General features: G+C 55.7%; 21 protein-coding genes and 9 pseudogenes. 11 read left to right on the top strand and 19 right to left on the bottom strand.

Translation table 11 applies throughout. From position 1 onward, the window contains the following. Positions 1–220 precede the first annotated feature (220 nt). Positions 221–328 (top strand): annotated as a pseudogene (locus ACYZTX_RS00430) (transposase); the annotation flags it as partial. An 85-nt stretch (positions 329–413) separates the two neighbouring features. On the opposite strand, the pseudogene ACYZTX_RS00425 reads toward ACYZTX_RS00430, so the two are convergent. The 5 genes and pseudogenes from ACYZTX_RS00425 to ACYZTX_RS00405 all read right to left on the bottom strand — a co-directional run. Continuing rightward, positions 414–647 (bottom strand): annotated as a pseudogene (locus ACYZTX_RS00425) (transposase domain-containing protein); the annotation flags it as partial. A gap of 104 nt (positions 648–751) precedes the next feature. After that, a pseudogene (gene ltrA / locus ACYZTX_RS00420) lies at positions 752–2,338 on the bottom strand (group II intron reverse transcriptase/maturase); the annotation flags it as partial. A 653-nt stretch (positions 2,339–2,991) separates the two neighbouring features. After that, a pseudogene (gene tnpC / locus ACYZTX_RS00415) lies at positions 2,992–4,314 on the bottom strand (IS66 family transposase); the annotation flags it as partial. A gap of 17 nt (positions 4,315–4,331) precedes the next feature. Then, the gene (gene tnpB, locus ACYZTX_RS00410; RefSeq protein WP_412041168.1) at positions 4,332–4,691 is read right to left on the bottom strand and encodes an IS66 family insertion sequence element accessory protein TnpB; all 360 of its coding nucleotides are present in this window, start codon (positions 4,689–4,691) and stop codon (positions 4,332–4,334) included. Positions 4,692–5,087: 396 nt separating this feature from the next. Further along, a pseudogene (locus ACYZTX_RS00405) lies at positions 5,088–5,258 on the bottom strand (Tn3 family transposase); the annotation flags it as partial. Between the two features lie 85 nt (positions 5,259–5,343). On the opposite strand from ACYZTX_RS00405, the gene ACYZTX_RS00400 reads away from it, so the two are divergent. Further along, positions 5,344–6,024, top strand: a complete 681-nt coding sequence (locus ACYZTX_RS00400) for a poly(ADP-ribose) polymerase family protein (protein WP_462032502.1) — start codon at positions 5,344–5,346, stop codon at positions 6,022–6,024. A gap of 193 nt (positions 6,025–6,217) precedes the next feature. Here ACYZTX_RS00400 and ACYZTX_RS00395 read toward each other — a convergent pair whose 3' ends face one another. Then, on the bottom strand, positions 6,218–6,712 hold the full coding sequence (locus ACYZTX_RS00395) for a hypothetical protein (protein WP_462032501.1): 495 nt from the start codon (positions 6,710–6,712) through the stop codon (positions 6,218–6,220). A gap of 201 nt (positions 6,713–6,913) precedes the next feature. Between ACYZTX_RS00395 and ACYZTX_RS00390 the strand changes: the two genes are divergently transcribed. Then, the gene (locus ACYZTX_RS00390) at positions 6,914–7,138 is read left to right on the top strand and encodes a hypothetical protein (RefSeq protein WP_462032500.1); all 225 of its coding nucleotides are present in this window, start codon (positions 6,914–6,916) and stop codon (positions 7,136–7,138) included. Positions 7,139–7,163: 25 nt separating this feature from the next. Here the strand turns inward: ACYZTX_RS00390 and ACYZTX_RS00385 are convergent. Further along, positions 7,164–7,957: pseudogene (locus ACYZTX_RS00385) on the bottom strand (IS481 family transposase); the annotation flags it as partial. Positions 7,958–8,033: 76 nt separating this feature from the next. Between ACYZTX_RS00385 and tnpA the strand changes: the two are divergent. Beyond that, positions 8,034–8,339, top strand: a complete 306-nt coding sequence (gene tnpA / locus ACYZTX_RS00380) for an IS66 family insertion sequence element accessory protein TnpA (protein ID WP_462032499.1) — start codon at positions 8,034–8,036, stop codon at positions 8,337–8,339. Next, positions 8,339–8,675 (top strand): annotated as a pseudogene (gene tnpB, locus ACYZTX_RS00375) (IS66 family insertion sequence element accessory protein TnpB). Before tnpA ends, tnpB (ACYZTX_RS00375) begins: the two are co-directional and overlap by 1 nt. Positions 8,676–8,706: 31 nt before the next feature. Here tnpB (ACYZTX_RS00375) and ACYZTX_RS00370 read toward each other — a convergent pair. The 10 genes and pseudogenes from ACYZTX_RS00370 to ACYZTX_RS00325 all read right to left on the bottom strand — a co-directional run. After that, positions 8,707–9,327: pseudogene (locus ACYZTX_RS00370) on the bottom strand (reverse transcriptase N-terminal domain-containing protein); the annotation flags it as partial. Positions 9,328–9,779: 452 nt separating this feature from the next. After that, positions 9,780–10,103: a type III secretion system chaperone family protein gene (locus ACYZTX_RS00365; RefSeq protein WP_462032498.1), complete on the bottom strand. Its 324-nt coding sequence runs from the start codon at positions 10,101–10,103 to the stop codon at positions 9,780–9,782. An 82-nt stretch (positions 10,104–10,185) separates the two neighbouring features. Then, positions 10,186–11,253 carry a TyeA family type III secretion system gatekeeper subunit gene (locus tag ACYZTX_RS00360; protein ID WP_462032497.1) on the bottom strand — a complete coding sequence of 356 codons (1,068 nt, stop codon included), beginning with the start codon at positions 11,251–11,253 and terminating at the stop codon, positions 10,186–10,188. Beyond that, positions 11,141–11,860 carry a hypothetical protein gene (locus ACYZTX_RS00355; RefSeq protein WP_462032496.1) on the bottom strand — a complete coding sequence of 240 codons (720 nt, stop codon included), beginning with the start codon at positions 11,858–11,860 and terminating at the stop codon, positions 11,141–11,143. Before ACYZTX_RS00355 ends, ACYZTX_RS00360 begins: the two co-directional genes overlap by 113 nt. Before the next feature lie 47 nt (positions 11,861–11,907). Then, positions 11,908–12,498: a type III secretion system domain-containing protein gene (locus tag ACYZTX_RS00350; RefSeq protein WP_462032495.1), complete on the bottom strand. Its 591-nt coding sequence runs from the start codon at positions 12,496–12,498 to the stop codon at positions 11,908–11,910. Next, the gene (sctJ, locus tag ACYZTX_RS00345) at positions 12,495–13,226 is read right to left on the bottom strand and encodes a type III secretion system inner membrane ring lipoprotein SctJ (protein WP_462032494.1); all 732 of its coding nucleotides are present in this window, start codon (positions 13,224–13,226) and stop codon (positions 12,495–12,497) included. The genes ACYZTX_RS00350 and sctJ overlap by 4 nt, the downstream gene beginning before the upstream one ends. Next, positions 13,226–13,558 (bottom strand): type III secretion system inner rod subunit SctI, encoded by a 333-nt coding sequence (gene sctI, locus ACYZTX_RS00340; protein WP_462032493.1) that lies wholly within the window; start codon positions 13,556–13,558, stop codon positions 13,226–13,228. Before sctI ends, sctJ begins: the two co-directional genes overlap by 1 nt. A gap of 7 nt (positions 13,559–13,565) precedes the next feature. Continuing rightward, positions 13,566–13,874: an EscG/YscG/SsaH family type III secretion system needle protein co-chaperone gene (locus ACYZTX_RS00335; protein WP_462032492.1), complete on the bottom strand. Its 309-nt coding sequence runs from the start codon at positions 13,872–13,874 to the stop codon at positions 13,566–13,568. Then, positions 13,871–14,086, bottom strand: a complete 216-nt coding sequence (gene sctF / locus ACYZTX_RS00330) for a type III secretion system needle filament subunit SctF (protein WP_462032491.1) — start codon at positions 14,084–14,086, stop codon at positions 13,871–13,873. Before sctF ends, ACYZTX_RS00335 begins: the two co-directional genes overlap by 4 nt. A gap of 6 nt (positions 14,087–14,092) precedes the next feature. Then, positions 14,093–14,821, bottom strand: a complete 729-nt coding sequence (locus ACYZTX_RS00325) for a helix-turn-helix transcriptional regulator (protein WP_462032490.1) — start codon at positions 14,819–14,821, stop codon at positions 14,093–14,095. Positions 14,822–15,132: 311 nt separating this feature from the next. On the opposite strand from ACYZTX_RS00325, the gene ACYZTX_RS00320 reads away from it, so the two are divergent. The 6 genes from ACYZTX_RS00320 (at position 15,133) to sseE (ending at position 19,381) form a co-directional block, all read left to right on the top strand. Beyond that, positions 15,133–15,798, top strand: a complete 666-nt coding sequence (locus ACYZTX_RS00320) for a hypothetical protein (protein WP_462032489.1) — start codon at positions 15,133–15,135, stop codon at positions 15,796–15,798. Positions 15,799–15,818: 20 nt separating this feature from the next. Then, positions 15,819–16,178 (top strand): hypothetical protein, encoded by a 360-nt coding sequence (locus ACYZTX_RS00315; protein ID WP_462032488.1) that lies wholly within the window; start codon positions 15,819–15,821, stop codon positions 16,176–16,178. A 193-nt stretch (positions 16,179–16,371) separates the two neighbouring features. Continuing rightward, the gene (locus tag ACYZTX_RS00310) at positions 16,372–16,857 is read left to right on the top strand and encodes a SycD/LcrH family type III secretion system chaperone (RefSeq protein ID WP_462032487.1); all 486 of its coding nucleotides are present in this window, start codon (positions 16,372–16,374) and stop codon (positions 16,855–16,857) included. Next, on the top strand, positions 16,854–18,338 hold the full coding sequence (sctE, locus tag ACYZTX_RS00305) for a type III secretion system translocon subunit SctE (protein ID WP_462036970.1): 1,485 nt from the start codon (positions 16,854–16,856) through the stop codon (positions 18,336–18,338). Before ACYZTX_RS00310 ends, sctE begins: the two co-directional genes overlap by 4 nt. A gap of 14 nt (positions 18,339–18,352) precedes the next feature. Then, a complete protein-coding gene (sseD, locus tag ACYZTX_RS00300; protein WP_462032486.1) occupies positions 18,353–18,949 on the top strand; it encodes a type III secretion system translocon protein SseD in 597 nt (198 codons plus the stop codon). Then, on the top strand, positions 18,950–19,381 hold the full coding sequence (gene sseE, locus ACYZTX_RS00295; RefSeq protein WP_462032485.1) for a type III secretion system effector protein SseE: 432 nt from the start codon (positions 18,950–18,952) through the stop codon (positions 19,379–19,381). It abuts the gene before it with no gap. Between the two features lie 280 nt (positions 19,382–19,661). Here sseE and ACYZTX_RS00290 read toward each other — a convergent pair. Then, positions 19,662–20,057: pseudogene (locus tag ACYZTX_RS00290) on the bottom strand (hypothetical protein). Beyond that, complete coding sequence (locus ACYZTX_RS00285; RefSeq protein WP_462032484.1) at positions 19,957–20,205, bottom strand: hypothetical protein; 249 nt, start codon at positions 20,203–20,205, stop codon at positions 19,957–19,959. Before ACYZTX_RS00285 ends, ACYZTX_RS00290 begins: the two are co-directional and overlap by 101 nt. Positions 20,206–20,541 lie beyond the last annotated feature (336 nt).

Genomic DNA, 20,541 nt, shown 5'->3' with positions numbered 1-20,541 from the left:
GACGAATCAATACAGGGGGTGTAAAGCGTCGGACGTTAGGTCCGTTTCCCAGCCTGGTGCTTGCTTGTAGCAGATTTATACGATTTCACTTTTAACCCGGCGTAGCCGTCTCCAAATGCGCCGGGTTATTTTTTGGTTAGATGACGATGAGGCACACTGCGTATTTTGCTCATGGTGTTATGAGCGGGTAGAGACGTGGGTGAGAGTTTGAGTTGATGTACTGTCTTTCCTGGAGCGGCGTCGCCGCTGGAGCCTAAAGCAAAAATTGGCCATGGTTCGCGAGAGCCTTGAGCCAGGACTAAGTGTAGCGATCTGTATTCATAAACATGCCGACCTGCAATCAGCACGCTTTTCGACCAGCATTAATTGTATCCGATCCATGAAGCACACCTATCGCCAGGTGGGCCCCTCGTTTACCGTGGCATTTCCGGTGAGCAGTTCCACGGCAGCAAGGCTTCGTAGTCTTCCACCGACGAGGCATGCGGCAAGCGCTCAAGTACGTGGCGCAGCCACGTATAGGGCTCTTGGCCGTTGACTTTGGCGGTCTCGACCAAGCTATAGATCTGCGCACTGGCGGTGGCGCCTTTGGGTGTATCACTGAACAGCCAGGCCTTGCGCCCGATCACAAACGGCTTTATTGCACGGTCGGGTAGTCAGACGCGGTTACCCGCGTCCAACCCCCTAAGAACCGTGCATGCGAGTTTCCCAGCACACGGCTCAAGCCTCTACAAAGGCACTATTAAGTACCCGGCTATACCTCTTTAACATTGGCGAACTGCTGATCTCTGGGGCAGCGCTGGTGATAGATTTCAAGATTGACTGCCGCGTCCGTTCCTCCATGAGCCCGTTTCACGACGTGGCGGCTATGCCACGGCGTATCTTTAGTAACGGGCTTATGACAAACAGAACATAGGCCGCCTTGCTGTAGCCAGACGCGATACAGCTTCGCCCGTCCCTTCGTTGATTTGAGCATTTTCTTGCCCCAGCGGGACTCGAAGTACTCGTGCCAGTTGGGGTCATGCGGATTAGCGGCCGCTTTGATCTTGATGTGCCGCACGATTGGCGTATCCGACTCCATCCGCAAGGTGTGTTCCTTCACCTTTCCCCCAGCGTGTTTTACAACGGTGGAAAACACCCACTGACGGGATCCCTGGACTTTAAAGTATCGGTCCTTGACCCATCGGACACCTTTGCGCGGATGCCGCCTCACCGCCCAGCGCCAGAGCATTGTCCAGACTTCGCTGTCTACCTGATTGAAGACTTTTTTGGCGACCACGTGGCTATGATAGTTCGCCCATCCCCGTAAAATCGGGTTGAGCAGCCCGATCAAATTGACCTGCTTGATCGACTTGTTGGTCTTGATCACTTCCCGGAGCTTGGCAAGGTGAGCCCTGATGTTCGCTTTCGATGGCTTGATCAGGAGCTTGCCGTTGTACTTGCGCAAGTTCCATCCGAGGAAGTCGAACCCGTCCCCTATGTGCGTTATTTTGGTTTTTTCCGGAGAGAGGACAAGTCCACGCTCTGCCAGGAACTCAACCACCGCAGGTCTGACCTCATTCTCCAGCCACTCTTTCGAACAGCCAGTGATGATGAAGTCATCTGCATAACGCACCATCTGCATTTTTCGGGCTGTCCACTTTGCATTGGGAAACCTCTTCGCCAGCATCGCTTCCAACCCGTCCAGCGCCATGTTCGCCAACACCGGGGATATGATGCCTCCCTGCGGGGTTCCGGCGTGGCTGGGGAATAGCTGATTCTGATAGACATAACCGGCCTTGAGCCATTTCTGCAAAATCGCCTTATCCATAGGGAGGTGGGCGATCAACCAGTCATGGCTGATATTGTCGAAACAGCCTTGAATGTCGCCCTCTAACACCCACTCCGCGTTTGCTTTTCGTGACAGCACACCAAAGCACTGTGCGGCGGCATCCGCAGTTGAACGTTCCGGCCTGAATCCATAAGAGTTCGGGTCGGCGGTGGTTTCCGCTCTCGGTTCCAGAGCCAGCAAATGGAGCGCCTGCATGGCCCGGCATTTCATCGCGGGAATTCCGAGAGGTCTCGTCTTGCCGTTTTTCTTCGGAATAAGCACTCTGCGAAGCGGAAGCGGCGAGTAGCCTCGCCGCCTCAATGACGCTATCGCACAGATCTTGGCCCCCGGTGTATTCCAAGTGACCTTGTCCACCCCGGGGGTATTTTTGCTTTTGTTTTCAGACACCCGTTTCACGGCCAATGCTTTGCCGCTAAACGAGTCAGTCAGCAGCCATTGCAGGGCTTTCGCCTTGTTATGCCTGCCGTCTTGTACAGCCTTCACAATACGCGCTTGCAGCCCTCTGACTCGACGTTGGACATCGGCTCAGTTGATGCCGTCCCACGACGTGCCGGAAGGTGCACACGCCAATGCTGCTGCGTTCATTTGCCCTCCCTCCGTTGAAAGGGTTCTACATACTCTCTTGTGAAGAGAGACCATGAGGACATCTGCCCGCTTTCGCGTGAAGTGATGTTTCAACTTCTATCCAGCCCGTTACAGGATGGCGTTCGCTTTTTCCTCGTTCCTTCGCCCGCACCGCCATGGGCCGTTTTTGCAAATGGCTGTCCCCGAGGGGAGCGATACGGGATTTCCACGTTCCGCTTACTGAAGTACGTCGGGTTAGGTGCCTGCTATCGACCGGGAGGCCTGTGGGTCACGAACGCGCGTGCAGAAAAACGCTGTTCCCACCTCCGCTACCTTTTGGTTCGAGCGTATAAGCCATTTCCGCTCGTTCAATTTAACGATCTTTACGCAGGTTCACATGTGTTCACCGTACCGACTATCTAGCCCTTGTCCGGCCATGGCTGCCAGAAGAGTACGCCTCTCACGATTAGTACCCCGCACCTTGCGGTGCCTCGTTACATTGTCGAAAGCGCTCTTGATTCAGCCTTCTAGATTCACCCGGTGACACGGGTGGTTCCCTCCAAGTGGGAACAACTTCTGTAAGCGACTTCGTGTCGCACCTCCGCCGCGTTGTTGTCGATAGGTAAAAAACCAGCTTCAACGTAACGCTCCAGCCGAAGCCAGTTGCTCGCCAGATAATTAACCGCTTTACCCAGCACGCTTTGCGGTGTCACTTGGGACTGCGTTTTATCCAGCCAGCTTTTCAACTGGGCGAGGATCGGCAAGCTCTTTTCCTGCCGGCCGATAAATCGCTGCTCGTCGCTGACGTCTTTCAGCTCACGCTCGATGACATACAGCTTGTTGATCATCGTCAGCCCGATATCGGCACGCCCGGTCTTGCCCTTGGGCTGCACTTTCTGTGCTTCCACGAACTTGCGACGTACATGAGCCATGCACGCCAGACGTTCCACGCCCGGTTGCAACGCCAGCGCGTTATAGCCTGCGTAATCGTCGGTCATGACATAGCCGCGATAACTTTCCAGCAGACGCAACGGTACGTCCTGCGCTCGGCTGGAGGTGTAGTCGAACAGCACGACTTTGCGATCCGGCGGGCCGCTTGCTTGCACCCACATCCAGGATTGGCTGGTCGGGTCTCGATCCGGCTCTTTGAGTACTTGGACGCGCGTTTCATCGCAGTGGATGGCCGGACTTTCCAGCAACCGCTCGCGCATCAGATTCAATAACGGTTGCAGATGTTCGCCGCACTGGATAACCCAGCGGGCCAGAGTTTGGCGGGGGATTTCTATGCCATGTCGGCTTAGCACCGTTTCAAAACGATGCAGCGGCAAGCCATCGACATACTTGGTGGTCAGCAGCATCGCCAACACGCTTGGACTGGCCATGCTCTTTTCGATTAACTGAGCGGGCTTGTCGGCGGTGACCGGCGCTGTTTCACAGCCACGGCAGCCGTAAACCTTGCGGATATGTTTGATCACGCGGATCTGCATCGGCACGATGTCCAGCTGTTCGCTGGTTTCTTCATTGATCACATGCTTGCGGCAACCGCAGGCACAGGTCAGTTCGTGTTCGGGCAGTTCGTGGATGACTTCGATACGCGGCAGATCAGCCGACAAGGGTTTGCGCTTACCACGGCGTAGAGTCGGAGCAACGACTTCTTCATCAGCGTCGCCGACTGAAGGCATCGGCTCGCTTTCGGGCTCGTTGAACAGTGCCAGTTGCGGCGTGTTGGGCTCGACCGTCTGCTCGGATTTGCGCCCGAAGATACGGTCACGCAACAGCTTGATCTGTTCTTTCAGATCAACAATGTGGGTGGCGTAAGCGTCTTTGACTTCCTGCTCGCGCGAGCGTGCTTCGTAACTCTCAAGCAGCATCTGTTTGAGCAGTACGGGATCGTCAGGAAGATTTTCGGGCAATGGTCGCATGCCCTGGATTATACCCGTCAAGCAACAAACCTTGGAGTCAAAACCTTGTGCGGGCGGTTGCGCCAGAGGTCAAACCCATCCAGTAACCAGTTCAGTTCTTGCACCGTCAGCACGATGGCCTCATCCAGTTCATCGGGTGAAGTTTTGAACCGCTCGGACTCCAGACGCTTGAGCCAAAGGCAGAAGCCGTTGCGCTCCCAATACAACACCTTGACGCGGTTGCGGTGGCGATTCAGAAAAACGAAAAGCACGGGGTCAAACACCGCGACTTTGATATCCAGTTCGACCAGCGCAGCCAGGCCGTCGATGGACTTTCGAAAGTCCACCGGTTTGGGGTAGAGGTACACTTTTTCAACACTGGCATTGGGACGCATCATGGTGATGGGCTCCTGATGGAAATCGGGAGCACAGCATCCGTTGTCAGCTATTCGCTTGGAATGTGGGGTTCGTGGAGCGGATACCATTAATTGCGTCTATCCGCCCCCTCGAACCGGAATCAAGTGCGAATGAACCTGCATTTATCGGGTTCGGCCTGCAATCCAACGGGCCGACCGACATTAGGTGCGACTGACGGAGCTCAGATCGGTAACACCGCGGCCAGTATTTTGTCACGTAGCTCGGTACCCCAAACCGAGTTGAGCACGTTGCTGACAAAGCTTTGATTTCGGGGGGGGGGGGGGCTGGCATCGAATTGTTTCACCAAGTCTTAAATACTGTATCCATGACGCGACAGCATCAACTCCAAAGCTACGCCGAGACGAGGTTCTCGCCAGTCAGGTAACCGGTACTGTAAACGCATAGCGCCTGAGCATATTGATGTGTTCGTGACTGAACGGCGACAAACGTGCCCATCCTCTGGACGCAGTGAATAACCTTCGCTACGCAGCGGGCTCAGTATCGCGTCCATGTATAATGGTGTTCCACAATTTGACTAGGTTCACTAGCCAGTCGGTGTCGACAATATCTATTTCAGTGAAAAGTGGTCCAACGACAACAAGACCCGCGATGCTGCCAAACGAGAATCCACTTATGAAAATTTCGCCAACCTGCCTGCCTCTGCTCTGCCCGACTCAAGTCAGAGACGACTTAGCAATACCGCAAAACGTGGTGCGGAAGTTGGGATTCGGCGATGTTGCAGATAACCGCGCAATTGACCATATCCGAGATGCTGATCATGCACTGCAGGAGGCTGGCTACCAATTCATTGGCTACCACGGTACCAACAAAATCAATCTACGTAGCATGTGCGAAACCGGATTGAATCAAAAATTCTGCGGCTCCGGTGATGGACAAGCCAGAGGTAGCGGTTTTTACATTGCGCTCTCGCCGGAAAAAGCACTTGACTACGCAGACGCCTCTACGCAAGCCGGAGATCCGCAACCTCCCCATTACGATGTCACACCCCGTCACGATGGGGAACGTGGTATTCAAGAGCTCGTCAGGGTCTATGCTAAGAATTTTGACGGCTTCCAAGTTGGTAAGGACGTGGCTTGGGGAATAGAGTCGTCGGACGGTGACCCAAACGGCGACAAGCGGTTGTTACAAGCTGATAGCGGCAGTAACCATCTAGAGAATAGAAATAACTTAGAGATGGTTGTTGCACCATCCAGGTATAATCATCTCGCCGTATTACCGTCTCTCCATGAGAGAAACGAGGAAAATTTTCTGAGTGAAATGCGACCTTGGCCACCGCATTCCAGTTTGTATTAAAAAATGTAAAAGTATAGACAGCTAGTGACCTGTATTTGAACCCCGCCGACTTGCAATCAACGCGTTTTTCGACCAGCATTAGTTGCGTCTATCCGCCCCCTCGGACCGGAATTATTTGCGAATGAACCAGCATGCATCCGTGTCTACCTGCATTGCATCGCTGTAGACCAGCGTTAATTGCAACGAAAAAGGCTTAGATAGGTAATCCGGCGGCCAACATTTTATCGCGAAGCTCGGCTGTCCGTGCCGGATCAAGTAGGTTGCTTAACAAGGCTTTGATTTCGGCGGGTTTGGCGTCGAATTGCTCCACCAAGTCCTTAATACGGTAGCCATGGCGCATCAGGGTTGGCTCCAGGTCATCCAGTTGCTGTGACAGCACCGGTTCCACCAACTCCGCCGAGACCCGTTCTTCGCCAGTCAGGTAGCCAGCTTCCAAGGACAGGCTCAAGTGCAGTTGTATTTGCAGCGGAGTGCGCAGTTTGTTGGCCAGCAGATCGATCGCGTCCTCTGTCAGAATCGACTTAGTCTCGACCGTGCCTTGTGTGCAGGTTTCCAGTAGCCAGTGAATGTATTCGCGCTGGCTGCCAGTAATGCCGTCGAGTGAAGAAATGTCGGTCCGATGCCCGATTTCTTCCATGGTCGGACGTCGTAAATCGTTGCGTAGCTTGGGATGGCCGGCCAGCACCACGGACAGCCGTCCTTCGCCGTCCTCAACTACTCCATCAAACGAGCCCTGTCAGCGTGTCGCCACTGAGATCATGGGCTTCATCCACGAACAGGGCCACCGGCGTTTGCTCTTGCGCACGAGTTCGCGCAAGTCACGCTCTCGCTTTCATCTTGCGGAATACGAACCTGTTTTTCCGTGGACAGATCGTAGTAAAGCGCTGCGATGAAGATCGCCAGTTTGATGCTGTGCTTCTCGATCGCGGGTGACTTGGTGATTTTCTTTTTCGTCTTCCATCACCTGCTGAAGGCGGCGCAACATCACGGTTTATCTACTGCCGACTACGCCACAGAGTGCAATCAGACGGCCTTCGAAGATTGCGCCCTTGATGTCTTTGATCAGCCGCTGGTGATGGCCTGTCTCAAAATAACCGGCCTGATTCAGGGGTAACGACAGTCCGTAGTGCTGCATCACTTCAATGCGCATATTCTTCTCCTGCTTTTTTATGGCGGAAATAGGCCCTAATGCGCTCCAGGACAATACGTCGCATCAGGCTTTCATTCAGTACCTGGTGGATGAAATCTCGATCTTTAAGCGATAGTTTGGATAACGGCTGCGCCAGTTCATCGGCAATGGCCAGCTTGCCGGCGATAACGCTGGAAAATTGATACTCGTGAACATCGGCATCGAAGGGTTGTCGTGGCAATTCCACGAGAACCGCGGATGGAGTCAATCGCAGATCGTTACCGGCCAGCGCTGCGATGGGTAATCCCAACTGATCGGCCAGCGAACGGATGCGATCGGATCGTTCCTCGACTTTGCCACGTTTGAACGCTCGATACCGATGCAGTGGAATCGGTCCGGACACCGGATAATAAGGCCCGAATCGTCCCCACCGAACTCGGCATACAGTTCGTTATCGAACAGCCCCCACAGCAGCACCACGGACTCTCCTGCCATGTCCGACTCCGCCTCAAAAGCGGTGCCATCCACCGACACCCGTGCATCGATACCCACCTTGCGCCGTTCGGGCTCGCGGGCAAAACGGCAGAATTGCTCCCAGGTACACATTTCACGAATGCCTTCACTCGGCAGATTGGACTGCCAGTCCTCGATTCGTGAATGCGGTTCATAGCGATGGCGTTGCACGTTGTAAGTGTGCACCAGGTAGCGCATAAGCCATTCGTTGGCCTGCGCTTCGGTTTCGGGCTTGTGGAAGTGATACAACGTCTCGTGGGTTTCCTTTACCGTGCGGAATGGTCGTTTGACCGTAAGCCTCCATCCCAGCCACCTGTAATTCCCTACCTCCACTCGCCACGCTGTACTCTCCAAAAAAGGAGCACACATGAAACCACCCACCACACTCACTGCCCGGCGCACATTCTGGGCTGAACATGTCCAGGCATGGCGCAGCAGTGGGCTCACGCAAGTCGCCTACTGTGAGCAGCACCAACTCAACACCAAGTCTTTTGGCTATTGGTTTCGAAGTCGAGAGTTGGGAAACGAGACGCTGACGCTGGTACCCATAGCTGTGCAGGAACCTGCCCAAACAAGTGACTTGCTGCTACGCCACCCAAGCGGCTGGGAATTGGTATTGCCCCGCGCGGTGGAGCCGGCGTGGTTGGCTCACTTGTTTCAGGAGATGCTCTGATGCTGCTGCCGACACAGGTCTGGTTGATACTTGAACCCATGGACATGCGCCTTGGTATTGATGGCCTTTCGGCACGTGTTCAACACGCGCTGGGGAACTCGCCGTGCGACGGCACCGCCTATGCCTTTCGTAATCGCCGAAGTAACCGCCTCAAACTTTTAGTGGGATGGAACCGGCGTCTGGCTAAGTCAGCGACGTTTGCATGATGGTGCTTTTGTCTGGCCAGAGGAAGGCGATAAAGCCTTCACACGCACCCAGGCTCAATGGCGCTGGCTGATCACCGGCGTTGACTGGCAGCGCTTGGAAGCTCGCCCCATGAGTCACTGGAAAGTGTAGAAAATAACCTTCATTACCGTTCGCGGATAAAAATCGCCTTATCCATGGAAATGTTGGCGATCAACCAGTCATGGCTGATATTGTCGAAACAGCCTTGAATGTCGCCCTTTAACACCCACTCCGCGTTTGCTTTTCGTGACAGCACACCAAAGCACTGTGCGGCGGCATCCGCAGTTGAACGTTCCGGCCTGAATCCATAAGAGTTCGGGTCGGCGGTGGTTTCCGCTCTCGGTTCCAGAGCCAGCAAATGGAGCGCCTGCATGGCCCGGCATTTCATCGCGGGAATTCCGAGAGGTCTCGTCTTGCCGTTTTTCTTCGGAATAAGCACTCTCCGAAGCGGAAGCGGCGAGTAGCCTCGCCGCCTCAATGACGCTATCGCACAGATCTTGGCCCCCGGTGTATTCCAAGTGACCTTGTCCACCCCGGGGGTATTTTTGCTTTTGTTTTCAGACACCCGTTTCACGGCCAATGCTTTGCCGCTAAACGAGTCAGTCAGCAGCCATTGCAGGGCTTTAGCCTTGTTATGCATGCCGTCTTGTACAGCCTTCACAATACGCGCTTGCAGCCCTCTGACTCGACGTTGAGCGTCGGCTCAGTTGATGCCGTCCCACGACGTGCCGGAAGGTGCACACGCCAATGCTGCTGCGTTCATTTGCCCTCCCTCCGTTGAAAGGGTTCTACATACTCTCTTGTGAAGAGAGACCATGAGGACGTCTGCCCGCTTTCGCGTGAAGTGATGTTTCAACTTCTATCCAGCCCGTTACAGGATGGCGTTCGCTTTTTCCTCGTTCCTTCGCCCGCACCGCCATGGGCCGTTTTTGCAAATGGCTGTCCCCGAGGGGAGCGATACGGGATTTCCACGTTCCGCTTACTGACGTACGTCGGGTTAGGTACCTGCTATCGACCGGAAGGCGTGTGGGTCACGAACGCGCGTGCGAAAGACACTGTTCCCGCCTCCATTACCATTTTGGTTCGTGCGTAAAAACCATTTCCTCTCGTTCAGGTGGTAATGGTTTTGAGATAAACCATGTTGGGGCGACCATGATCAAGTCGACCGTGACCCCGATTGCCGCCGGAGCGGGTGGCAGTGTGGGCTTGTCAGGTCTAGGTGGTGCAGTCGATCAGCGCGCCGATGGCTTGGCTCAAGCGCTCGATGGACAGATGAGTGAGCGGTAAATGCTGCATGGCCACCGAGGTGTTGCCGGGCGAGTTCAGCCCCAGGATAGGCGTGTCTTCGTGCAGGGCCTTCAACTGATAGGTGAGTGCTAATCGAGACTGAGCAGCGGGATCGGACGCATGTGTCCACAGGGTCGGCAACTCGCAGAGCAGTGTTAGACAATGCAGAGCGTGGTTGTCATAGAGAGCCAGTTTGAGGTTATCCAGTCTGAGCTGACACAGGCCGCTGTCATCGAAGGCCAAGTCAGGCACTCCGCTCCTTGCGTTGGCACAATACGCTGTGTAGTGATCATGGGTGGTTAGAACGCTGCGGTTTTTCTAGGATTCTGATCATTTACAGTCCCTTGTCCGACAACGTTTCGCGGCACTCATAGAGCGCATCGATGATGGCGATGCGTTGTTCGGCGTCTTCAAAGCATTCATCGGTCATCAACTTCACCAGTTCAAGCATTTGCTGCACATAGGCGTGGTGCCGGTTGTTGTCAGGGACGTGCTGCTGCGTGTGCTCGGTGACCCAGTCGGCCTGCATCCACGGTTGCTGAATGATTTCCAGCAGGGTCTGGACAAGGGCGTCGCCGTCTAGCCCTTCAATGTCCAGGGTGCGCGCGGCGCGATGGCAGTGATCTTCCATCCCGAGAAACAGCATGATGCGCTTCAGGTCGCTGATGACGGCGCCTAGCTGGCTGCCGGTCGCAGGACCTTCGGCCGAGAGCTCGAAGGCGAGTGTGCGGATCAAGGCTTTGAGCTTACGTTGGCGGTCATCCAGCTGGCGAAACTCTTCGAACCACTGGACCAGGCGTGGACGACGGGACGTGGCGCGCTGATACAGCTGCTTGAGCTGTTGGAAACTGCTTTTACTGGCGGGCCCCAGCTCCAGCCGACCGAACAGTTTCAGGGCCCAGTCATCCTCTGCGGTCACCCGCCAGAGTGCCTTTTCCAGCTGTTCACGGCGCGCGCTAGCGAGATTTTCGTCGGCCAGTAACGAGGCCAGCAGCAGGGCCGTTTCGCCGGCATCGTGGCCTTCACGCTCCAAGGTTTCGATGATCTCGGAAACCTCTTCCAGGCCTGAGAGGTGCCGGCGTAATTCGTCGGTTTTGGCGGTGGCTGGGACATTCTTGGCCATTTGTTGAAGTAGGCTGCGGACACGCGGGCGCTCAATTCGACCATCGTTGCTCACGCGTGTGGGAATGCGCCGCGCGCCAAGAGCAACTCCGAGGTTTTCCTGAGTTTCCAAAAGTGCATCGGCCGCCCGGTCCAGGGGCTGGCCGCTGAGTTCACTGCGGGCCAGGTCAAGCACCGATTGCGCAGGAAGAATCTGCGTCGCGCCGGTGAGGGGGCGTTGAAGCGCAGGTTGCAGGGCAGTGACCGGTTTGGGGCTCAAGGGATCTATTTTGATAATCATCGCAGCCAGGCTCGTTCGGAGGTTGTCTTAAGCGCGACAGCAGTGAGTCAAGATGCTGATCAAGGTCAATGCGCAAAGTGAACAGTGGTGTCTGCACCTGGGCCTGCGCCGGCGTGAGCGAAGCGCAACTGACAACGCGCACGTGCGGGTAGGCGCCAAAGTGCTCTCTGGCCCGTGTTTGCCAAGTGTCGGACACTCGCAGGGTAATAGCGCCCTCATTCAGGAAGCGCCCCAGGCGTTGTTGGATACGTCGCACCATCAGGTCGGCGGCGAGCTGCTCGCCGACAAATTCCTCCAGCACCACTGCCACCAACGCGCGGATGCGCTTATCCAGGTGCTGGGCCAGCGTGGTTTCCAGTCGGGCTTGGCTGACGTGCCATTCCAGAGTTTGATCGATCAGTGCCTGATGCTGCTCAGCCCACGCTTGCGCGGCCTCGAGCATGCCTTGTTGATAGGCCTGCTGGCGGATCTGTTCGGCCTCCTCTTGCGCGTGCTCCAGCGCCATCTGGGCTTGTTGGTACAGGGCTTCGCACGCCTCGTGGGCCTGGGCCAGCGCGGACGCGGCACTGAAGTGCTCTTGCAGCTCCACGGCGGGGATGAACTGCATATGGGGAGAACTACCAGGCAAATAAATGCACGGGATTGTCAGTTGAGTCATAGGAAACGGCCGATCTTGATTAGCCAATGGACGGCGTTGTCTGCCTGCGACACCACCACTTCGCGGGTCGGGGGCAGGTGCAGATTGAGCATGTCCGTCACGGGACAGGGCGTGGCGTCGCGTTGCCACCACCGGGCGCCGGCCTGGAGGGCGGCGTTGGCGAGCGCGTCGGCCGGCGTCGGCTGCTGGGCATTGCTCCAGCCCTGGTGCAGCCCCAATAATTGGTTACAGTGATGCTGATCCAGTCGGGGCATGAGCGCTTGACGGTACGATTTTAGCAGCAGGTGATCAGGGCTGTTAAGCGCCACCAGGCCAAGTGCAGTGATGAGCCGGATAAAGTGGGGCTCAAGGGTCAGCAGGGCCTGTTGCTGAGGGGTGAGGCTGGCAGGCAGCGTGCTCCAGCGCAGCGCGCGGCGTTGGTTGATTAGCCGATTGATGGAGGGGCGGCAGGCGGCGAAGCGATGATAGCTGGCTTGCCAGCTTGTCAGTTCCAAGTGCGTCCACCAGGCGTCGTTCATCCAGGTGCCGGGGGTATAAGCCAATTGATGCAACTGTTGGAGCTCGGGCGTGATGGCGGTGTGGCTCATGGGGTTTGAGTCTTGAACCATTTTCTGAAACAGACGCTGGCCAAGGCCAGTCCCAGGGCAACGAGCAGGGCAGTCAGCAGCAGGCGGTTGCGCTCCAGCCAGCCCCATGGCGCGTCCTGTGGGTCGGTGTCCTCTTGCGTGCGGGGTTTGTATCGGTAATCAGCCGCTTGCAAGACAACGCTGATGCTCTCGATCGGCAAGTTGGGCACGCTGGTATGGATCAGGCTTTTGATCGCCATCTCGCGGTTCAGCAGATTGCGTTCGGGGCTGTATTTGACAAACACCGAGGCCGAGGGCTTTGAGGGCGTGCGCGGGTTTTGGTTGAGGCCCTCGCCAATCGACACCTGCGCAATGATAACCCCATCCATGGCTTGCAGCATCTTTTCCAGCTGCTGCTCTTTAAGGTAAAGAATCTTGGCATGTTCTTGAACGGGTGACGTCACTAACTGCCCCGAGGGAAACAGATCCTCCATGGTGGCCACTTTCTTGTGGGGCAATCCGTCCTGACGCAACAGCTCGACCGCGTTGACGAACTGGGCCTGGTTGACCTTGATCGTGACACCCCCACCCTTGGTGGTTTCTTTCCTCGCATCGATGTTGCGCAGCAACAGCAGCGCCAGCATGTGATTGGCTTCTGCTTCAGAGAGCTCGGTGTAGAGCTCGATTTTGCAGCCAAGCAGCATGAGCGCCAATACGCTGACACAACCCAGCCGAGACAGGTGACTCATCATTGCATGCTGACCAGTTTGTTGATGCCCTGGGTGAGGCCGCCCGCTGTTTTGGCAATCAGATCCACCTCAAAAATCGAATGCAGCATCTGAGACTGTATTGAAAGCATTTTCATCGGATTATCAAGTGCGGCGTGCTTGGCGTTCGTCAGGGCGCTGTTTACGGTTTGAGATGTTTCCTGCAACCGGGTGAGGGCGGACAGCTCGGGCGTTTCCTGGGTTCGACCGAACAAGGCCTGGCTGAAGGCCTCTACGTCGGCGGGAGCCACGGTGGAGGGGCCATTATTGGGCGCGGTCGTGAGGGTGTTGTGCGCCAGTGCATCGATTTGCATGAGGTTTTTATCCAAACAGGGCGGGGAAATGGGGTGGCGTGGGTGAAGCCAGCCCGGCGCTGCGAGGGCTTTCGATCAGTTGGCGCAAGGTGCAGGCCTCCATCGAGGTGTCGTTGCTCAGCAGTTTCATCGCCTCGTGCATTTGCTCAAGCCCGATCAGCAACGTCGCTTCAAGAATTCGTCGATCGGTAGGAGCGCCGACCAAGTGTGGGAGTGCGGCACGAATTGTTTCGGCGTGCGCGGCCAGGCCATGGTTGGCGGCGGCCAGCCCGCACTCGCAAAGCAGGCGACAGATATCGCTTTCAAGGCGCCTCATATTTTTTGAATGATCCCGGACAGCATGTCTTTGACCGCTTTCATCACGGCGCTTTGATAGGTAACAAACGTTGAGTACTGCTGAATCGCAAACTGCGCCTGAAGCATGCGCGCAGGGTCATTCATGTCGCCCGCAGTCATTTTTGCCTGCACGTCGTTGCCGGCTTTTTCGACCATCTGCGAGAGCTGGCTGTTGACGGATTCTATGTTCATGAGGCGTTAGTCCAAGCTACGGGTAGGGTGAGTCAGTGAAGCCTGCGCCTGTTGCCGAAATTGCGACGGGTTGCAGCGGTATCGCTTTCGGAAGCTCTCCGTGAAATGCCCATGATTGGCGAAGCCACACTCCAGAGCGATGTCCAGCACACGCAGCGAGGTCGACACCAAGAGCTCTCGCGAGCGGGTCAATCGTCGCTCCAGAAACCAGCGTTTGGCCGGGCTGCCGTATTTCTCCTGAAAGAGCGCGTTGAACTTGCGTAGGGGAATATCGAGTTCTAGGGCATAGCGAGCGACCGGCCACTGATTCAGCGCATGCGCTTCGATGAACTCTAAGAAGGGGTGATCGCCGGTTAGAATGTGTTGCAGCAAGGCTGAAAAGTAATGGCGATCAACGCCCAGGCAGTAGACGTAAGCAAAGCGCAACAGCTTCTCGGGAGTCCCTTGGGCCAGCAGCTCGAGCACATTGATCAGATCGACCTGCCCCTGCACTGCTCTGATCGGGGCCGGGCAGAAAAAAGCCTGATCGGCGAACGTGAGCAGATCGGCCACCTCGTTGTACAAGGGCTTGAAATCCGCCGCATGAAAGTCGAAATAGTGGATGTCCGAGTGGTCACCGTAGGGGGCGGTATTGGCTTGCGTCAGGGCCAGGCTGTGCGGGGGGATTCGCTCGATGACGTTGCCGATGCGAACTTGGCCGCCGTGCCGGCTGAATAAAAGTCGTACTCCTTGCATCGGCTTCCTGTTCCTGGGAGACGGTTGAAGGTGTGGGAGTGTGTGGCGTCTTTCCGGCAGTGCCTATCCGGTGTTCACCTGAAGAGGGCGGTGCATCGCCGGGTACAGCGGATAAGTCAAAACTGGAACCTTTAGTGGGAATTAAGAAGCTAAACATGGATGAGTTTGTAGGATGGTCCTATAGCTGTGATCGCTCTCTAGATCTGACCTTCAACTCAACAGGCTCAAGAAGAGCAGCGACCACGGTGAAGTGATGACGCTTTTCCATCAAGCGTTGTTTAATTGTGTATTTGCATAGTTCGAGGCGTTAATTGAATATTTACTCTAAGCCTTTTTCGTACACCAACCCAGCTGTGGCGTTTTTCCAATCTATTAAGTGGGTCCCTGCTTCCCCTGCTTCCCCTGCTTACCAGGTTTCCCAGGTTTCCCAGGTTTCCCAGGTTTCCGAAGGTTCTCATATTGGCGCCCCTCAGCCGGAGTTGGTATTCAGTCGTGACTCTCAGTCCATGTTCAGCCATGGCCTGATGACCATGCGGGCCATCATGTTGCAGTTGACCCAGTCGGGTAATGATCTGTTTGCCCAAATGAATAAAAAATCTGCAGAGGCGCGGGACGCGCAAGACCAGGCCAATGCCGTTGAAAGCCTGATTGCGAAATTAGACGGGCCCAAAGACACACTGGATTTTTCCAAAAGTAAAGTAGTTCATCAATTCATGAAGGATAACAAGATATTGGTGGAGGGAGAGTCCATTGATGCGTTCTTGGAAGAAAAGAAAGATGTCCTGGATAGGGGCGACTTGATGAGTATCAAATCGGCTTTAGAGTCAGTTTCGAGTCGAGCGTCTGACTTTAACCAGCAGAATCAATTGAAGTTGCAGCAAATAATGCAAAATTACAGCACTTCAAGCCAATTGACGCAGAGCGTTCAGAGCATGTTGGCTGAAATGACCAAGGGCACTGCTGCGGCCATCCGTTGATAGTTGAAGAGGGGCGTTCTATGCAGGAGTTTGAAAAGCTGAAGAGCGTGTTGCTTGACCTGAACAAGAACCAACTGAAGTTTTCTGCGCAGCTTGGAGATTTTGAGGCGTTACAGGCGCAAGTGTTCACGCTCGAAAAGCGTGCGCGCATTGACCCCGAGGCCGATCGTAAATTGCGCAGCATCAATGATTATATGGCTAGAGAGGGGTATCAAGCCCAGCGCCAGATCATGGCGCATGTCGGGGCATTTGAACGCAGTTTGGAGAAAGTTCGCGAGCAGTTGGGGACGTTGACCAGTGCCGAACCTGAGCGTTTGGCAAACGTGGCACCCGCCTCGCTGGCGCGCCCAGCTAAAAAGCACAATCGAAATTTTGTTTAACGGTTTGGTTCAATAATAACGGATGCTCGTGCGCCCACCGCTGGATCTTTAATGATTCACGGTACTCCAGTGGCTGTTCGCTAAATCGAGTGGGAGGGCGCGCAAACTTTATGGTTTGCGCGTCCAAGGGCACCTGGTGAGAAAGCTGTCATGCGAGCGCAGTGCATCGAAATGCTAAGATGAGGATTTGAACATGATGCAGCCTGTTTACCAGAGCGACCAGGACGATCAAGACGTGCTGCGGCATTTCTTTGCGCGTGGCGGCTCAATCCGCATGTTGGCGGACATTAAAAAAGATGATGTCGAGCAACTGTATGCTTATGCTACCCAGTTGTTTGAGGCGGGTGACGTTGCCGCCGCGCGTAATATTTATTATATGGTGGCACGCATTGACCACTGGAACTTTGATTGCTGGTTGGCCTTGGGCTTGTGCAACCAGCGTTTGGGTCGGCACGAGGAGGCGGTGGACTGCTTTTCTCGTTCGGGAATGATCACGGTGAATGACCCGCGCTCGGCGTACTTTGCCGGGATCAGCCACAGCCTGTTGGGGCATATCGATTGCGCACGAAAGGCCTTCAATGCGGCCATCAAGTGGTGCAATCAGCGACCGGAGCACGAAGTGATGCAGCGCAGTGCCGCACAATTATTGGCTCATTGCGCCGTGGAGGGAGGGGTATGACGGTCTCTGTGTCCCTGCAGGCAAAAGCCGCTATGCAGATCGAGTTGGCGAGGGCACCCGCCGCGCAAGCGGCCTCGAGTGTCACCCGCCTCAGCCTCCCTGTACCCGCCGTGACGAGCGTGTCCGCGGAGGTGGGCGCGCCACCGTCACGGCTGAACATGCCCCCGCCGGGAAAGTCGCCGGTCTCTCAGCTGGAAGCCACAAAAGCGCTGAGCCGGATTCTGGCGAACATTCCGCAAAAGCAGGATGGCATTGCGCCGATGAGCTTGAAGGATCTGGAAAAGATCCCGATGGACTCCATCCTGTTAGCCTCGACCCTGCTGTCCAGTGACATTCTGGGCGGTACTGCGCTGGCGAAATCCAAAGCCCTGGCGATCATGTCCGATAAGCAGGACCGCATTCGCCAGCAAGAAATTCGCGATTGCCGTGAGGAGATGGACAAGGCGATCGAGCAGCAGGACAAAGCCCGAAAAGCGGGCATCTTCAGTGTGATTTTCGACTGGATCATTGCGGCAGTCGAAGTGGTCACCGGCGTCCTGAAAATCGTCGGCGGTGTACTGACCGGCAACGTCACGACCGTGACGGGTGGGGCGATGGATTTACTGGCCGGACTGGCGGGCATCGTCAAGGCCACGGCGAATACGTTGGCGCTGATAGATCCGGACAATGCTGAAAAGTACAAGAAAGTCGCGGACGTGGCTGGTTATGTACAGCTGGGCTTTGAAATCGCCGGAGCGTTGGTGGACGTCACGAGCGCAGCTCGCAACCTGTTGCTGACCAAGGTCATTCCGAAAGTCACCGGCAACGTCCTGAAGAATGGGGCGGATACCGCCATTGTCCAGGCCATCAAGACGGGCAGCAAAAGCGCCATTGATCAAACCGCGAAAAAGGTCGGCCAGGAAGTGGCCTCACAGGTGGCTGCGCAAATTACCCAGGGCTTGAGCAAGGCCACTCTTGAGGCCTCGAAGGCAACGGCCAAGGCCGGGGTGCAGAGCTTTGTGCAGCAGTTTGGTGTGAACCAGATGTTGAAGCAGTTTTCACAGCAGGCCATCGAAAACATGGTGACCAATGCGGTGGCGCAAGTAGGGCACAAGGCGATTGAAAAAGGTATCCAGAAGACGGCCGAGCAAGTGACTAAAGAGATCGTCAAGGCGGTGCGTAACGACGTGATCAAATCTGTGGTCAAGGCATCGACCTATATCGGGATCCATACGACGCGTGGTGCACTGACGGGGGGCTCACAGATCACCTCCGGCGCACTGGCGGTTGATCGTGCCCGTCTGCAAAAAGAAATTGGCCAGCTGATACTCGATCAGCAGTGGTTGCAGTCACTTTTTGCGCTCTACCAGGCGGAAAAAAACTCGGCCTTGAAGCGTATGGGTGAGCTGGTTGAAGGGCAGTCTCAGGTACTCGAAGACGGTAGTAAAGCGATCGCGAATGCGGGCGCCGTGCAAGTACAAATTGCCTCGGCGATGGTTTGATAAGGAGACATTGTATGATTGCAGTAAATGTTCAAGCACGCACGGCTATGGAGCCTGTGCGCAATCACGTCCCGGCAACGCTCGAGGGGAGCGATGGCAATGCGTTCACCCGAATCAACGAGCTGATTATGTTAATGAAAAAACTCAACATCGAAATGCGTGACACCTTGCGAGGGTTTCACGACGACATGCAGAAAGTCGCCTTTGAGAAGCAGATGACGTCTTTGGATACCAAGCAAAAAGGCATCACGCAGACGTACAACGCCTCGCTGGCCAGTAGCATCACGCAAATCATATCCGGCGTGGTCAGTTTTGCTGGCGCTGCCTACGGTGGTGTGGTGAACAATCAGTTTATTTCATCGGCGACGTCAGGATTCGGCAAGGCGGGTGAGGGGGTGGGGGCTTTTTGGGCCGCTCAATACAATCGTGAGGGCCAGCAGTTGCAGTTGCAAGGCGAATTTCAGGCGACGGCGGCCGACACTTTGCTTAAATCGCTGGCCACGACCGCTGAGCGCGCCGCCGAGGCTTCACGTCAGTTGCGTGAGGCCACGCGTGAACTGCAGGGGCTCTATGAGCGGTTGGCAAGCGCTGTACAAATGAGAGCTCGATAAATGCGTTCCTTCTCGCCTGCCGACCCCGTGACGGATTATTTGAAGCAACAAGGCTTTACGCCAGAAGTTGCTTATTTTGAGGCAAGTAGTTTTGTCATGGGATGGCGCGTTAGCTTCGATGATTTTACGTGGGTGTATCGGGTCGAGGACGGCACTCTGACGGTTTGCGATTTCACTGCTGTGCAAGACACTCAGGGCAAGGAGGGTAGTCGTGCGGTCTCCCAGTTTGTATCGCTGATTCAGCGAATCGGGCGGGACGTCCGAGGAGTGCAGCGGGTGCGAGGGCGATTTATGGAGCCTTTAGCCCCCTTGGTGCTCAAACAGACTCGTGAGCGGTTGGCCAATGTGCTACTGGCAAAAGGTGCGCAGTGGCGGGCCATCGAGGGTGAATCCTGGTTGGTGTACTCCTTGGGATCGAATAACCGTCCATAACCGCGTGCTCGCCAACGGACGCTCACGACCTCTGCTCCGACAGTGCTCTACACCGGCGCCTTCAGGCCCGCGCTGACGGTGCGGCATTGTCGACGCGCCTGAATCTGGTCCTAACAGAAGGCTGACCGGCGGCAGGTAGGAACCTTATCTGCCTGCCGGATTTCTTGCGAATGCGATGGCGCAATGGGCTCAGACCTCAGCGAAAAAGACGAGACCGCTTTGCGATATCAATAGCGGCCCTGCTGGCGGGGCGCGCGCAAGATGCGATTTTCAGGGGCCACTATTCGGTAATGCGGTAAAACGGTTCGCCGTGCAGCGCATAATTTTGCGCCTCACTACCTTTGCGTGCACTTCGAAATTCGTTGCGGTAACTGCTGAACTGTCAATGGGCAGGGTGAATGTTCGAGCCGGGATGTTGTCCCGGTTGAATGTTGTGCTCAATCAATGCCGACTCCAGCCGATTCACAAAATGACGAACGCTGTTAAGGTCATGGACCGTGGACTGCGAGTCCGCCGTGGCCGGTTTCACATACAGGGTGAAATTGGTTCGCTCTCTGACGCACGCGCTCCTGGCTTCACTCGCGCCATGTTGGTAACTTTCCAATCGTCGAGGGGGGGTAATGGTCGCTGAATAACAAAGCCGGCACGGCCTTGAGGACGTGTGACACCTGTTCACGTTTTACGCTGATGTGCAGTTTGTCGTCGTCATTCCTGCCCGGGCACTGAGCGTTTTCACGGCGAGCATTTATCAATGCGCCGCGCCAACCGTTGTGCAACCTGAAGCCATTGTGCAAGGGGGGTGTGATCGTTATGTAGGGCGGCATAGCCCGGAGCCTGCTCGCCTTCCCTGAAGTAGGGGGCCGGCTCGCTACGGATCTACGTCTGTAAGCGAACAAAATGCTGATACAACTCATCTTGGGTGAACGAATGATTGTGCCGCGGCGACGGTAGGAAGGGCTTGTTGCGCCTGAACATTCAACTGAAGGCTTGTGCATGGCATGGCCATGTGCTGGTTTACACCGCTGGAGAGGATCTCGCACATTGAAAAGCAGCGAGCGGGCATAGCTTAAGCCACCTGAGATTCCGTCTCCCCTAGTCGATAATGTTCGTCATAAAGAGGGTGTCCGCTCCATGAACCCCACCCACCGCGAGATAGGGCC

This window comes from Pseudomonas sp. MDT1-17 (genome assembly GCF_054898105.1).
Note: the sequence above shows the minus strand (reverse complement) of the source record. Positions and strands in the feature narration are given on the sequence as shown.

Bases quoted from the DNA above. Each gene is read 5' to 3' on its own strand.
- tnpB (WP_412041168.1), bottom strand. From the start codon at position 4,691: ATGATGCGTCCCAATGCCAGTGTTGAAAAAGTGTACCTCTACCCCAAA.
- ACYZTX_RS00400 (WP_462032502.1), top strand. From the start codon at position 5,344: ATGAAAATTTCGCCAACCTGCCTGCCTCTGCTCTGCCCGACTCAAGTC.
- ACYZTX_RS00390 (WP_462032500.1), top strand. From the start codon at position 6,914: ATGAAGATCGCCAGTTTGATGCTGTGCTTCTCGATCGCGGGTGACTTG.
- tnpA (WP_462032499.1), top strand. From the start codon at position 8,034: ATGAAACCACCCACCACACTCACTGCCCGGCGCACATTCTGGGCTGAA.
- ACYZTX_RS00360 (WP_462032497.1), bottom strand. From the start codon at position 11,253: ATGATTATCAAAATAGATCCCTTGAGCCCCAAACCGGTCACTGCCCTG.
- ACYZTX_RS00355 (WP_462032496.1), bottom strand. From the start codon at position 11,860: ATGCAGTTCATCCCCGCCGTGGAGCTGCAAGAGCACTTCAGTGCCGCG.
- ACYZTX_RS00350 (WP_462032495.1), bottom strand. From the start codon at position 12,498: ATGAGCCACACCGCCATCACGCCCGAGCTCCAACAGTTGCATCAATTG.
- sctJ (WP_462032494.1), bottom strand. From the start codon at position 13,226: ATGAGTCACCTGTCTCGGCTGGGTTGTGTCAGCGTATTGGCGCTCATG.
- sctI (WP_462032493.1), bottom strand. From the start codon at position 13,558: ATGCAAATCGATGCACTGGCGCACAACACCCTCACGACCGCGCCCAAT.
- ACYZTX_RS00335 (WP_462032492.1), bottom strand. From the start codon at position 13,874: ATGAGGCGCCTTGAAAGCGATATCTGTCGCCTGCTTTGCGAGTGCGGG.
- sctF (WP_462032491.1), bottom strand. From the start codon at position 14,086: ATGAACATAGAATCCGTCAACAGCCAGCTCTCGCAGATGGTCGAAAAA.
- ACYZTX_RS00325 (WP_462032490.1), bottom strand. From the start codon at position 14,821: ATGCAAGGAGTACGACTTTTATTCAGCCGGCACGGCGGCCAAGTTCGC.
- ACYZTX_RS00315 (WP_462032488.1), top strand. From the start codon at position 15,819: ATGCAGGAGTTTGAAAAGCTGAAGAGCGTGTTGCTTGACCTGAACAAG.
- ACYZTX_RS00310 (WP_462032487.1), top strand. From the start codon at position 16,372: ATGATGCAGCCTGTTTACCAGAGCGACCAGGACGATCAAGACGTGCTG.
- sctE (WP_462036970.1), top strand. From the start codon at position 16,854: ATGACGGTCTCTGTGTCCCTGCAGGCAAAAGCCGCTATGCAGATCGAG.
- sseD (WP_462032486.1), top strand. From the start codon at position 18,353: ATGATTGCAGTAAATGTTCAAGCACGCACGGCTATGGAGCCTGTGCGC.
- sseE (WP_462032485.1), top strand. From the start codon at position 18,950: ATGCGTTCCTTCTCGCCTGCCGACCCCGTGACGGATTATTTGAAGCAA.
- ACYZTX_RS00285 (WP_462032484.1), bottom strand. From the start codon at position 20,205: ATGCCGCCCTACATAACGATCACACCCCCCTTGCACAATGGCTTCAGG.